Origin of the sequence: Enterococcus caccae ATCC BAA-1240, from assembly GCF_000407145.1 — a bacterium.
Taxonomy (GTDB): Bacteria; Bacillota; Bacilli; order Lactobacillales; family Enterococcaceae; genus Enterococcus_L; species Enterococcus_L caccae.
Map to the genome: position 1 here is coordinate 516,514 of NZ_KE136472.1, position 12,827 is coordinate 529,340.

General features: G+C 38.0%; 13 protein-coding genes. All 13 read left to right on the forward strand.

Features of this window, described 5'->3' with window-relative positions:
- The first annotated feature begins 71 nt into the window (after positions 1-71).
- The 13 genes from arcC (at position 72) to yqeB (ending at position 12,681) form a co-directional block, all read left to right on the forward strand.
- Positions 72-1,010, forward strand: a complete 939-nt coding sequence (gene arcC, locus I580_RS02265) for a carbamate kinase (RefSeq protein WP_010772930.1) — start codon at positions 72-74, stop codon at positions 1,008-1,010.
- Positions 1,011-1,039: 29 nt separating this feature from the next.
- Complete coding sequence (locus I580_RS02270) at positions 1,040-1,420, forward strand: RidA family protein (RefSeq protein WP_010772929.1); 381 nt, start codon at positions 1,040-1,042, stop codon at positions 1,418-1,420.
- Positions 1,421-1,519: 99 nt separating this feature from the next.
- On the forward strand, positions 1,520-2,839 hold the full coding sequence (locus I580_RS02275; RefSeq protein ID WP_010772928.1) for a nucleobase:cation symporter-2 family protein: 1,320 nt from the start codon (positions 1,520-1,522) through the stop codon (positions 2,837-2,839).
- A 288-nt stretch (positions 2,840-3,127) separates the two neighbouring features.
- The gene (locus I580_RS02280; protein ID WP_010772927.1) at positions 3,128-3,514 is read left to right on the forward strand and encodes a winged helix-turn-helix domain-containing protein; all 387 of its coding nucleotides are present in this window, start codon (positions 3,128-3,130) and stop codon (positions 3,512-3,514) included.
- Positions 3,511-4,539, forward strand: a complete 1,029-nt coding sequence (locus I580_RS02285) for an XdhC family protein (RefSeq protein ID WP_010772926.1) — start codon at positions 3,511-3,513, stop codon at positions 4,537-4,539. Before I580_RS02280 ends, I580_RS02285 begins: the two co-directional genes overlap by 4 nt.
- A 243-nt stretch (positions 4,540-4,782) precedes the next feature.
- On the forward strand, positions 4,783-7,356 hold the full coding sequence (gene xdh, locus I580_RS02290; RefSeq protein ID WP_010772925.1) for a selenium-dependent xanthine dehydrogenase: 2,574 nt from the start codon (positions 4,783-4,785) through the stop codon (positions 7,354-7,356).
- 114 nt (positions 7,357-7,470) lie between these two features.
- A complete protein-coding gene (locus I580_RS02295; RefSeq protein WP_010772924.1) occupies positions 7,471-8,070 on the forward strand; it encodes an NTP transferase domain-containing protein in 600 nt (199 codons plus the stop codon).
- Between the two features lies 1 nt (position 8,071).
- Entirely contained in the window at positions 8,072-9,223 is a 1,152-nt protein-coding gene (sclA, locus tag I580_RS02300; RefSeq protein WP_010772923.1) for a selenocysteine lyase SclA, read from the forward strand.
- A gap of 18 nt (positions 9,224-9,241) precedes the next feature.
- Positions 9,242-10,264: a selenide, water dikinase SelD gene (gene selD / locus I580_RS02305; RefSeq protein ID WP_010772922.1), complete on the forward strand. Its 1,023-nt coding sequence runs from the start codon at positions 9,242-9,244 to the stop codon at positions 10,262-10,264.
- Positions 10,265-10,280: 16 nt separating this feature from the next.
- Positions 10,281-10,871, forward strand: a complete 591-nt coding sequence (yedF, locus tag I580_RS02310; RefSeq protein WP_010772921.1) for a sulfurtransferase-like selenium metabolism protein YedF — start codon at positions 10,281-10,283, stop codon at positions 10,869-10,871.
- Positions 10,872-10,886: 15 nt separating this feature from the next.
- Positions 10,887-11,144 carry a putative Se/S carrier protein gene (locus I580_RS02315; RefSeq protein ID WP_010772920.1) on the forward strand — a complete coding sequence of 86 codons (258 nt, stop codon included), beginning with the start codon at positions 10,887-10,889 and terminating at the stop codon, positions 11,142-11,144.
- Positions 11,132-11,872: a selenium cofactor biosynthesis protein YqeC gene (gene yqeC, locus I580_RS02320; RefSeq protein WP_010772919.1), complete on the forward strand. Its 741-nt coding sequence runs from the start codon at positions 11,132-11,134 to the stop codon at positions 11,870-11,872. The genes I580_RS02315 and yqeC overlap by 13 nt, the downstream gene beginning before the upstream one ends.
- On the forward strand, positions 11,851-12,681 hold the full coding sequence (gene yqeB, locus I580_RS02325) for a selenium-dependent molybdenum cofactor biosynthesis protein YqeB (protein WP_010772918.1): 831 nt from the start codon (positions 11,851-11,853) through the stop codon (positions 12,679-12,681). The genes yqeC and yqeB overlap by 22 nt, the downstream gene beginning before the upstream one ends.
- Positions 12,682-12,827 lie beyond the last annotated feature (146 nt).

Sequence of the window (12,827 nt, forward strand, 5' to 3'; positions counted from 1 at the left end):
AGCATCTTACTTTTTAATAACTAAAAATTAATACGAACAAAGATAAAATAGAAGTTGAGGTGAATAGTTGAATGGTAAAACGTGTTGTAGTTGCTCTAGGTGGAAATGCATTAGGTGATAATCTAACAGAACAAATGACAGCTGTTAAAGAAACGTCAAAAGCCATTGCCGATTTGATTGAAGCAGGATATGAAGTTATCTTGTCTCACGGTAATGGTCCCCAAGTAGGGATGATCCAGTTGGCAATGGAAGAACTTTCATTAAGTGATCCAAATAAATATCCAACGATTCCATTGTCTGTTTGTGTAGCAATGAGCCAAAGTTATATTGGCTATGATTTACAAAATGCTTTACGAGAAGAGCTACTGAGCCGTAATTTAGAACAAGCAGTAGGAACTGTGATTACACAGGTGGCAGTTGATCCAAAAGACCCAGCATTTGAACATCCAGCAAAACCGATCGGTCGTTTTATGACCAAAGAAGAAGCCGATGTACTTGTGAAAGAAAAACAAATAACAGTGGTTGAAGATTCTGGTCGTGGTTATCGTCAAGTTGTGGCATCACCAAAGCCTAAAGAAATTATTGAAATTCAAACGATCTCCTCCTTAATCGAAGCAGGCCAAACTGTGATTGCCTGTGGCGGAGGCGGAATTCCAGTCATTAAAGAAGGAAATCATCTAAGCGGAGCTGCAGCGGTAATTGATAAAGATTTCTGTAGCGAGTTGTTAGCTGAACTGGTTGATGCGGATTTATTGATCATTTTGACAGCGGTGGAAAAAGTCTGTGTAGATTTTGGTAAACCAACGCAAAAAGAATTGAACCAAGTATCAACAGCTGAAATGAAAAAACATGCTGCAGATGGTCAGTTTGCACCAGGCTCAATGTTGCCGAAAGTTGAAGCAGCTATCCAATTTGCTGAATCAAAACCGGGACGCAAAACATTGATTACCCTACTAGAAAAAGCTAAAGATGGAATCATTGGTAAAACGGGGACGATCATTGAACAATAAAATAAATAAGCAAGAGAAGGAGTGAGACGATGACAAACAAAATGGTCAACTCAACCAATGCACCAGCAGCTGTAGGACCGTATTCACATTCGGTTTTAGCTGGGCAAACGCAATATATTTCTGGTCAATTAGGTTTGGATCCAGTGAGTGGAGAAATGAAGGAAACCGTTGAACAACAAGCGGAACAAGCGTTGATCAATTTAGGAGCAATTCTAAAAGAAACAGGTATGACCTATGATAATGTTGTAAAAACAACAGTTTTTTTGAAGAACATGTCAGATTTCGGCAAAATCAATGATATTTATGGAAAATACTTTTCAAATACGCTTCCAGCCCGTTCTTGTGTAGAAGTATGCCAGTTACCTAAAAATGGACTTTTTGAAGTAGAAGCAATCGCAGTCAAAAATTAATTATTGAGAACTTTCTGATTAAAGAAAAGGGTTGCGAATTTTGAGACTCGGATAAGTGCAGTCCTTTTTAAAATAAAAAGTGAAGAAGGAAACTTGCCTATGAGTGAAAAAGAAGAAAAGGCATTATTTGATTATGATGCTAAGTTATCGATCAAAGAAGCAGTTCCAATGGGGTTACAACATGTAGTTGCCGCAATTGTTGGGATCGTTACGCCAGGAATCATGATTGCAAAGGTTTGTAATCTAAGTTCTGGGGATACAACGATCATGATTCAGACGTCACTTATTTTCTCTGCTATAGCAACTTTCATGCAACTTTTTCCAATTTTTGGAACAGTCGGTTCAAGGTTGCCTGTCATGATGGGTGCAAGCTTTGCTTATGTCCCTATTTTAATGGCTATTGGGGGAGAGTTTGGAATTGGGGCAATCTTTGGAGCCCAGTTAGTTGGTAGTATTTTAGTTATTTTAGTTGGTCTATCAATAAAAAAGATTCGGATATTATTTCCACCGCTTGTCACTGGTACCGTCATTTTAAGTATTGGTCTGTCACTTTTTCCAGTTGCAATCAAATATATGGCAGGTGGAGCAGGAAGTCCTGATTTTGGGTCAGCACAAAACTGGTTAGTGGCTTTGCTGACGTTTGGAGTGGTATTTTACTTTAACTATTTTTCAAAAGGATTTCTTAAACTATCCTCTATTTTGAATGGAATGATCATTGGTTATATTGTATCATTAGTTCTGGGAATGGTTAATTTTATGCCTGTTAAGGAATCATCTGTTTTTCAAGTAATTACACCGCTTTATTTTGGTTTAGATTTTCAAATTGTTCCAATTTTGACCTTAGTTGTAATGTTTATCGTCGATGCAGTTCAAGCTATTGGGCAATTTACTGCAACGACAGTTGGTGCAATGGATCGGGAACCAACAGATAAGGAACTTTCTGGTGGAATCATGGGAAGCGGTTTCTCAAATTTTATCGGTAGTTTCTTTGGTTCGGTCCCCGTCGCAACTTTTGGTCAAAACGTAGGACTTGTTACAGTAACAAGGGTAATCAATAAGTATGTTATGGTTTTTGCTTCAGTTATCTTACTGGTCGCAGGCTTTGTTCCAAAAGTGGCATCGATCTTAACAACGATTCCTTATGCAGTGATTGGTGGTGCGACAGTCTCGGTTTTCGCATCGATTTCGATGACAGGGGTACGAATGATATCAACTCAAGAATTGACACCTAGAAATACTGGTGTTGTGGGGATTGCATTGGCGTTTGGTATCGGTGTTACATTGTCAGTAGGTTGCTTGAGCGGTTTTCCACCATGGGTAACAACGATTTTTGGACACTCCGAAGTTATTTTGACAACGATTGTTGCAGTTATTTTGAATGTGGTTCTTAAAGAAGAGAAGCAACTGGTCATCGAATAATCATCAAAGTTCTCTCTAAAAAAGATGCAAAAGATAAAGGAATAAATCGATTTGTCTTTTGCATTATTTTTATGAATAAAACAATTAAACAAAGAAAAGTGAACGATGGAGAATTTTTTCTAGAAGGTCAGTAGTTTGTTGGAAAAATAATTTTATTGAATGTCGGAGTATTTATTTAAAGCAAAAACTAATGATCAAATGTTAAAGCACATATTTCTATATTGTTAAAGCGCATATTTTTTTTAGAAGTCGCTATCTTTTTGAAGTATAACGAAAGGAGGTCTTGAAATGAAGGCGCAGGAGTCATTTAATTATACACTTAATTTAAAATTGCGAACAAATCGGATTTTTTTTGGATCTGGTGTGGTTGAGTTACTTCAACGAATTTCTCAAACTAGGTCACTGAATACAGCAGCGAAACAGATGCATATGTCTTATAATAAAGCATGGCGGATGATCAAAAAAGCTGAGGAAGAATTGGGCTATCCATTGATCAATACGACTATAGGTGGCCATAATGGTGGTGGTTCAACAGTTACCACAGAAGGAAAACACCTAACAGCAAAGTTTCTTCTTTTTCAAAAAAAAACATATCAAATCACGAATCAATATTTTGTAGAGATCTTTAAAGATGAATTAAATTCAGAATTAGTAGAGTTGGAGGAAAGAGAATGAAGGAACTTTTTCTACAGGCTAATGAAGCAATCAAACGAAAAGAAGATACCGTCATTGTTACAGTTAGTGCAAGTTTGGGCTCTACACCAAGAGGAGTAGGCGCTCGGATGTTAGTTGGTAAATCGGGTAGAATCGTTGGGACGGTTGGTGGTGGTGCAGTTGAGTTTCGCGGAGAAAAAATTGCAAAACAAGTGTTGAAAGATCATAAATCTAGAGCAGAAAAATTTATTCTAGCACCAAATGACGTTGTAGATTTAGGGATGATTTGTGGTGGAAATGTGGAACTTTTTTTTCAATATCTTTCTTGGAAAGAGCCCAACGTTCAGATAATCTGCAAAGAAATCATTAAGCATTATGAAAACAATCAGCAGTGTTGGCTGCTTACGGAATTAAACGCTGAGGGAACAAATTGTTTTGGTTTGTATAGTTTTGAAACTGGATTAATTGGAAATGTATCAGCTAATTTAAAAAAAACGCAGTTTGGAGCAAGAGTGTCGCAAGCTAATGTCAATGGACATATTTATTCAATAGAACCACTGCTACAAATAGGAAAAGTCTTTGTCTTTGGAGGTGGTCATGTTGCGCAAGCGTTGGTTCCTGTTTTGAAAACGCTTGATTTTTACTGTGTTGTTTTGGATGATCGTAAAAAGTTTTTAACAGAAGCTGTATTCCCTGATGCAGATCAGCGGATAGTAATTGATTTTAGTAATGTTACAGCTTCGATTGAAATTACCGAAGCTGATTACGCTATCATAATGACACGTGGTCATCAGCTTGATTTTCTTTTAGTGAAACAATTATTGGAAACGTCCGCTTATTACATCGGAGTGATGGGGAGCAGCCAAAAGATTGCCACGCAGATAGAGAAATTAAAAAAATGCGGTTTTTCGATGGAGGAGATAGATCGAATCAATATGCCGATCGGATTAAAAATAAACGCAGAAACACCAGCGGAACTCGCAATCAGTGTTGCTGGAGAACTGATTAGAAAACGAGCAATATCAAGAGAAAATCTGTCAAAATAGGAAGCTAATCAAAATGAATGCAGAGCGGTGCAGCGTTTAGATTTTAATAGGAACGACAAGTGTGTTGGCGGCTCTGGTAGATTTGTCAAAGAGGAAAAAGAGAAAATATTCCATATTGAGTGGCATTTAGCGTTCGAATAAATTTTTTTTTTGCTAAAAAATAATTTTTAGACATCAGTTTTATGGTATAATCATAGTGATTAAAAGCTATAATTATAACAGAAATTGAGGTGTAAAGAAAAAATGTATACATTAGTAGTAAATGGTAAGACGGAAACCTGTGATACGAATAAGAAGTTGATGGATTTCTTGCGGGAAGATTTGAGTTTAACAGGAACAAAAGATGGTTGTAATCAGGGCTCTTGTGGTGCTTGTTCAGTGTTGATAAATGGAAGGGTTTCCAAAGCGTGCTTATTTAGCTTAGAGAAGCTAGATGGAAAAGAAGTTGTTACAATCGAAGGGTTAGATCAGCGTCAAAAAGATGTTTATGCGTATGCCTTTGCTAAAACAGGTGCGGTTCAATGTGGGTATTGTATTCCAGGGATAGTTATCTCAGCGCATGGACTACTGAATAAAAAAGCGGAACCTAGTAATGAAGAGGTAAGAAAAGCGATTCGTGGAAATATCTGTCGATGTACAGGTTATGTAAAAATAGTAGAAGCAATCCAGTTAGCTGCTAAACTCTTTCGTGAAAACTTGAGCATTCCAGAAGAACACTCAAACGCAAAATTAGGTGAGGATTTCAAGCGTATTGATGCAGTTGAAAAAACGTTAGGAACGGGTCTTTATGTTGACGATATTACCGTCGAAGGGATGCTCCATGCCTCAGCTGTTCGCAGCACATATCCAAGAGCGAAAGTTCTAAAAATTGATACGAGCAAAGCCGCAGAACATCCAGCGTGCGTTGCGGTACTTACGTCTAAAGATGTTCCAGGAAATAATAAAATCGGCCATTTAGAGTTTATTTCTGATTGGGATGTCATGATACCAGAAGGTGAGATCACTCGATATGTCGGCGATGCCATCGCCTTAGTCGTATCAAACAAAAAAGAACTATTGGAAGAAATCAAAGAATTAGTAAAAGTCACGTATGAGGAGCTTACTCCGATGATTTCATATGAAGCGGCTTTAGCGGATGACGCACCACTGATTCACGAAAAAGGCAATATTTTATCCCATGAACATCTCATTCGTGGCAATGCGAATGAGCAGTTGGCAGCATCTGAATATGTCGTAACGCAACATTATTCAGTCCCAATCAATGAACATGCTTTTATGGAGCCGGAGTGTGCAATTGCAATGCCAGAAGGTGACTCAGGAATTTTACTGTATAGCGCAGGACAAAGTATTTATGATGAACAACGGGAAGTTGCTCGTATGCTAGGCGTCGAAAAAGAGAAAATACATGTCCAAGCTAAATTAGTTGGTGGCGGTTTCGGCGGAAAAGAAGATATGAGCGTACAACATCACGCCTCACTTGCAGCGTGGTGTCTGCAAAAACCAGTAAAAGTATTACTTAGTCGGCAAGAAAGCTTGATGATTCATCCAAAACGTCATGGTATGGAGATGGACTTCACTACAGGTTGCGATGCTGAAGGAAATTTAACAGCTATGAAAGCTGTGATTTACGCTGATACTGGGGCATACGCATCTTTAGGAGGACCAGTCCTTCAACGAGCTTGTACACATGCTGCGGGTCCATACAAGTATCAACATATTGATGTAGAAGGATTTGCGGTTTATACGAATAATCCGCCATCTGGAGCATTTCGAGGTTTTGGTGTATGTCAGACTGCGTTTGCCATTGAAAACAATCTTAACTTGTTAGCCGAAAAAGTCGGAATCTCGCAATGGGACATCCGTTATAAAAATGCTGTTGGACCAGGAGATTCGTTACCAAATGGCCAACTAGTTTCAAAAAATGCAGCACTGAAAGAAACATTACTTGCTGTTAGAGAGGCATATGAAGAGGCAGAGATTGCGGGCCTATCATGTTTCTTCAAAAATAGCGGAATCGGTGTTGGCTTATCGGATATCGGTCGCTGTATTGTTTCGGTTGAAAATGGCAAAGTTCATGTCAGAACCAGTGCAGCTTGTATCGGCCAAGGGATGGCGACGGTTACAACTCAAGTTGCTTGTGAAGCCTTAGATTTACCTCCAGAAATGGTTATTGCAGAAGCACCAGATACGCGAAGAACACCAGATTCAGGTACTACAACGGCATCACGACAATCCTTATTTACAGGTGAAGCCACAAGAAGAGCAGCGATGCAATTACGTTATGAGCTAGATATGGGACGTGTGTTATCGGATTTAGAAGGACAAGAATTTTACGGAGAATATTCAGCTAAAACAGATCCTTTGATCAACGATAAAAGAAGTCCTGTCAGTCATGCTGGATATGGCTATGCATCTGAAGTTGCAATTTTAGATAAAAAAGGCAAAGTCGAAAAATTTGTAGCAGCATACGATATGGGCCAAGTAGTTAATCCAAAGGCTGCCGAAGGTCAAATTGAAGGTGGAATCGTCATGGGGATGGGGTATGCTTTAACGGAGAAATTTATTTTAGAAGAAGGCTATGTAAAAGCAAAATATGCAACGTTAGGTTTACTAAATGCTACTCAAGTACCGCCGATTGAAACGATTTTAGTTCAAGCAGAAAATATTCATGACGGATTAGCATATGGAATTAAAGGAGTAGGAGAGTTAGCAACAATTCCTACTGCACCAGCCTTAGCAGGCGCCTATTATGCGTTAGATGGCAAGTTAAGACCAACCTTGCCGATGGAAGATACATTTTATCAAAAGAAAAAATAATAAAATGATTTTGTGAGGTGCTTAAAAAAAGACGCATAATGACGAAAAAACGCATCCGATAAATAGGATTGGGTGCGGTTTTGCTTACGGATTGAATGTAAAAGGAGTTCACAAATGTTGAAAATTAGTGCAATCATCATGGCTTCAGGTTTTTCTTCGAGAATGGGTAAGAATAAGTTGTTTCTTGAATACCAAGGAGAAACCTTCTTAAATCATACGCTAAACCTCACAAAAAAAATACCTTTTTTTGAACGTATCTTAGTTATTTCACCTGAAAGTTTACAGGGATTACAGTTACCAAAAGATCTTAACATCATCCAAAATACTGAAGCGCAAAAAGGACAAAGTGCAAGTGTTCGCCTCGGAACAAAAGCCGCAACAGGTGAAGGATATCTTTATCTTCCTGTAGATCAACCTTTATTAAACAAAGCATTACTAGAATCACTTTTTAGAGACTATTCAAAAGATACGATCGTTTTTCCAGTGAATCAATTAGGGGAGCCAAGTAGTCCTATGTTCTTTGGTAGAAACTTTCGAACAGAATTGCTAAACGTCACTGGGGATTCTGGAGGACGTGTGGTTCGTAATAATCATCCGGAAGCATGGCGTGAAGTTTGGATAAAGGATTCTGGATGTTTGATTGATATTGATACACCAGCAGAATACAAAAAAATAATCGATCAAAATTTGGAGATAAGTGAGAAAGGACTTTAAAATGAAGCACTCAATATATCTGAATCATGCCGCAACTTCTAATCATAAATTTGAAGCAACAATTCAAGAGGTCTCTCAGTATTTGGAAGCAAACAATAATCTGAATATAAATCGTGGTTCGCAAAATAGTGATGAACTTGAAGTGATTTTTGAAGCTCGCCAAGCTTTTGCAACTTTTTTTCATGCGCCTGACCCAGCACACATTATTTTTACAGCAAATGCAACAACTTCGCTGAATATGATTTTAAATGGTTTAGTGAAATCTGGCGATCACGTCATAACGACAGCAGTCGAGCATAATGCGGTTGCTAGACCTCTTCATATGTTGGAAAGGCAACAGAATATTTCAGTGAGTCATTTACGCTGTGAACCAAATGGAAAGCTTGATCCTACACAAATGGAAGCGCAAATTCGCCCAGAAACAAAAGTGTTAGTAATGACCCATGCATCAAATGTATTAGGGACTATTTTACCCATCAAAGAATGCTTCGAAATTGCAAAAGCACATGGAATCATCACGGTTTTAGACAGTGCTCAAACAGCTGGCTTTTTGCCAATTGATATGGAAGAAATGTTGATTGATGTTTTAGCATTTACAGGACACAAAAGTTTGATGGGATTAACTGGAATAGGCGGCTTTTCATTAGCACAAAATATGGAAAAAGAAATCACTCCTTGGATGAGTGGGGGGACGGGAAGTGCTTCATTATCATTAGAGCAGCCTAATTTTTTACCCGATAAATTTGAGGCAGGTACCTTAAATATGCTAGGTATTTTGAGCTTAAAAAGTGCACTAAAATCAATAAATATACTTGGATTAGATCGAATCGCACTACATGAACGAGTATTGACTGCACGATTCTTAGAGGGGTTAAAAAACTTACCTGTAACTATTTTAGGAAGTACCGATCCAACTGAGATGGTACCAGTTGTTTCTATTACAACAACACTAGTTGATCCAGGAGAACTTTCTCAGCAATTATTCAATCGTTATCAAATCATCACACGATCTGGATTACATTGTTCTCCGCTTGCACATCAAACAGCAGGAACGTTAAAAACAGGTGCCGTACGTTTTAGTTTTGGCTGGAACACAACGATTGATGAAATCGATTATACTCTAAACGCTTTAAAGGAAATCTTGTCGGAATAGATGCAAAGGAGAAAATCAATGAATTTTTTATCACAATGTACTTCTGGCGGCTGTGGCGCTAAGATCGGTCCGAATGAATTAGCCGAATTTTTAAAAAGTCTGCCCAAATTTTCTGATGAAAAACTATTAGTAGGTTTTGATGCATCCGATGATGCCGCGGTTTATCAATTATCAGAGGAGCTTGCACTGATTTCAACGATAGATTTTTTTTCGCCCATGGTTGAAGATCCTCGTACTTTCGGTAGAATCGCTGCGGCGAATGCGATGAGTGATGTTTATGCAATGGGTGGGAAAGTATTATTCGCATTAAACTTAGTTTGTTTTCCAGAAAAAATGGATAAACGAAAGCTTTCAGAAATTCTGATCGGTGGTGCAGAAAAACTAGAAGAAGCGAATGCTTCATTGGCTGGTGGCCATTCCATCTATGATCATGAACCTAAATACGGATTAGCAGTAACAGGGCAAGTGGATCCGCGGAAAATCATTCATAATAATACTCCGAAAATAGGGGATGTCTTGATTCTTACTAAGGCGTTGGGTGTTGGGCTAGTTCAATCAGCTGTCAGAGGAGGTCTCGCTTGTAAAGAAGCAAAAGCGGCGGCAATCGCGTCAATGGAACGTTTAAACAAATATGCTGCAGAAAAAATGGGGAAGTTCCCTGTCCATGCTTGTACTGATGTGACGGGGTTTGGTTTACTGGTTCATGCATTAGAAATGGCTGGAGAGAATGCAACATTAGTCATTGATGCAGCACAATTACCGCTTTTACCGCAAGCCTATTATTATGCGGAAGAATTTTTAGCAACAGCAGCGGGTCAAAGAAATCGACAATTTATGAAAAGTAAAGTTGATTTGAGTGCTGTTTCTCCGGCATACCAAGAGATTCTTTTTGATCCCCAAACTTCAGGTGGCTTGTTGATCAGTGTTAAAGCAGAAAAAGCATTAGAATGTCTTGAAACTATTCAAAAAGATGATCCAGTCGCGGCAATTATTGGTGAAGTTTGTGAAAAAGAATCAAGTCAGTCAATAATTCTTGTCTAAGAAAGAAGGAGCAGCGATGAAAAAAATCAATGCAATAGGAAAGCCGTGTCCAATTCCAGTAATCGAGGCGAAAAAGGCCATTCGAGAGTTGAACAATGCTGAAGGAACCATCGAAATAACAGTCGATAATGAAGTGTCAGTGAAAAATATCGAAAAAATGGCAATAGGTTTAGGTCTGAAAACGACTAGTCAAAAGTGTAAAAATGATGAATTTAAGGTTGAAATCGTTGTTCAAAAAAAAGATGAGTCACTAAATTCAGTTGCTTCAAATAACGAATTAGTGATTGCTTTTGGCAGGCAAACAATGGGAGATGGTGATGTTGATCTAGGAGCGATTTTACTAAAAAGTTATATTTATTCTTTGACTGAACTAGATACACCACCTAACCACCTGTTGTTTTTCAACAGTGGGGCATTTTTAACAAATCAAGGCTCTAATACTTTAAAAGACCTACAGGTTTTATTAGATAAGGGGACACAAATCAGTACTTGTGGCGCTTGTTTAGATTTTTATCGGATCAAAGAAACATTAGCTATCGGTGAAATCACAAATATGTATGGTATCACAGAAATAATGGCACAAGCGAAAAAAGTGATTAATTTCTGAACATGAGGTGGAAGAATGGACTATCTTTTAACATTTCAAAATACCCATTATGCAGTGCACAGTGAGAAAGTATTGCTGAATAAAAAGATTCTTGTCTCCGTGATGGCATTGCCGACAAGTTTAGGTGATTTTTGTGGAATTTGTTTAAGAATTGCCAAGGAAGATTTTGTATTTGGACGACAGTTTTTAGAAGAGGCGAAAATACCGATCAAAGGGATTTTTAAGATTGAAGGAACGAAGAATGAAAGGACGTATCTACCATGGAACCCTTGATCAATTGTTTTGATTTTCAAGGAAAACAAGTAGTTTCACTGATTGGAAGCGGTGGAAAGACAAGTTTAATGTGGTATCTTGCTGACTGCTATCGTAATCAATCAGTTTTGGTCAGCACGACAACTAAAATAGGGTGTCCAGTAGATCGTCCTCATGATTATTTTTATAGTAGTAATTTTTCAAATCTAGGGTGCGATGGACAGGGAATCACTTTAGCTGGAAGAGTTTGCGAAGGTGGATATAAGTTGAAATCACTGCCACTTCCTGTTTTTGAAGAGTTGCTTCCACATTTTGATAAAGCTTTTCTAGAAGCTGATGGCTCCAAACAATTACCGTTAAAAGGTTGGGAAACGTTTGAGCCAGTTGTTTTACCTAAAACGACTGTCACGATTGGTTTAATTCCCATCTCTGCTGTCGGAAAAAACATCGATCAAATGACAGTCCACCGTCTCGCACTATTTTTACGAGCAACAGGGGCTATTCAAGGAGAGAAAGTTAAAGAAGAAACATTAGCTGAAATTATTGCAAGCCCCACGGGTTTATGGAAAAAAAGCCATGGACAACGTATTTTATGTATCAATCAAGTTCAAACAATAGAACAATTAAAGCAAGCGAAAAAAGTTTTAGCTTTGCTCCCCCAGATGTTATTAAAACGTTTGAGTAAAGTGATTGCATGCAATGTTCAAACTAAGGAAGGAATTGTCTTATGGGAAAAACTAAACAATTAATTTCTGAAACAATTGTAGTTGTTCGAGGTGGGGGTGATTTGGCTACGGGAGTCATCCAAAAATTAGCTCATACAGGCTTTAAAGTAGTTGTTTTAGAAACAGCTAAGCCTTTAGCTATTCGGCGTACAGTTGCTTTGTGCACAGCAGTTTTTCAAGGGAGACAGCAAGTAGAAGACACAGAAGCAGTGTTCGTTTCTTCAGTGTCAGAATGTGAGGCAATCTGGAATAATAATCAGATTCCTATGTTGATTGATGCTGAAGCGAAATTATTGACTGAACTGAAACCAACTGTTTTGGTAGATGCAATTCTTGCTAAAAAAAACTTAGGCACAAACAAAATGATGGCCCCTATTACGATAGCGTTAGGACCAGGATTTTCAGCGCCAAAAGATGTTGATGTGGTGGTTGAAACAATGAGAGGACATCATTTAGGTCGATTGTATTTTAATGGGGGAGCTATTCCTAATACAGGAACTCCTGGGGAGATTGGTGGAAAAAGTGCTGAACGTGTTATTCATTCACCAACATCTGGAAACGTTCAGCATATAAAAAAAATCGGTGATGTGGTAAGAAAGGGAGAGGTGCTCTTTTATATTGACCAAGTTGCTATAAAATCACCGTTAGACGGTGTATTGAGAGGAATGATTTCAGAGGAAGTCGTATGTCAAATAGGATTAAAATGTGGTGATGTCGATCCACGTTCTTTTGACAAAGTCGATTGTTATACGATATCTGATAAAGCGAGGGCTTTAGGTGGAGCTGTTTTAGATGCAACACTCTGGATTGGACGAGAAAAAAACTTGTTTTAGTATAATTTTCAAAAACTTAAAATTATTTTTTTTACCTAAAAAATATTGTTTTGAATGTGTGGTTTATGGTATAGTATAAGGGAAGATTTTGTATGGTTTTGATCACAAAAAAAAGAAAGCGTTTTATTTTTTGTGATATGTGAAAA

Coding starts and splice junctions, on each gene's coding strand:
- arcC (WP_010772930.1), top strand. CDS start 72: ATGGTAAAACGTGTTGTAGTTGCTCTAGGTGGAAATGCATTAGGTGAT.
- I580_RS02270 (WP_010772929.1), top strand. CDS start 1,040: ATGACAAACAAAATGGTCAACTCAACCAATGCACCAGCAGCTGTAGGA.
- I580_RS02275 (WP_010772928.1), top strand. CDS start 1,520: ATGAGTGAAAAAGAAGAAAAGGCATTATTTGATTATGATGCTAAGTTA.
- I580_RS02280 (WP_010772927.1), top strand. CDS start 3,128: ATGAAGGCGCAGGAGTCATTTAATTATACACTTAATTTAAAATTGCGA.
- I580_RS02285 (WP_010772926.1), top strand. CDS start 3,511: ATGAAGGAACTTTTTCTACAGGCTAATGAAGCAATCAAACGAAAAGAA.
- xdh (WP_010772925.1), top strand. CDS start 4,783: ATGTATACATTAGTAGTAAATGGTAAGACGGAAACCTGTGATACGAAT.
- I580_RS02295 (WP_010772924.1), top strand. CDS start 7,471: ATGTTGAAAATTAGTGCAATCATCATGGCTTCAGGTTTTTCTTCGAGA.
- sclA (WP_010772923.1), top strand. CDS start 8,072: ATGAAGCACTCAATATATCTGAATCATGCCGCAACTTCTAATCATAAA.
- selD (WP_010772922.1), top strand. CDS start 9,242: ATGAATTTTTTATCACAATGTACTTCTGGCGGCTGTGGCGCTAAGATC.
- yedF (WP_010772921.1), top strand. CDS start 10,281: ATGAAAAAAATCAATGCAATAGGAAAGCCGTGTCCAATTCCAGTAATC.
- I580_RS02315 (WP_010772920.1), top strand. CDS start 10,887: ATGGACTATCTTTTAACATTTCAAAATACCCATTATGCAGTGCACAGT.
- yqeC (WP_010772919.1), top strand. CDS start 11,132: ATGGAACCCTTGATCAATTGTTTTGATTTTCAAGGAAAACAAGTAGTT.
- yqeB (WP_010772918.1), top strand. CDS start 11,851: ATGGGAAAAACTAAACAATTAATTTCTGAAACAATTGTAGTTGTTCGA.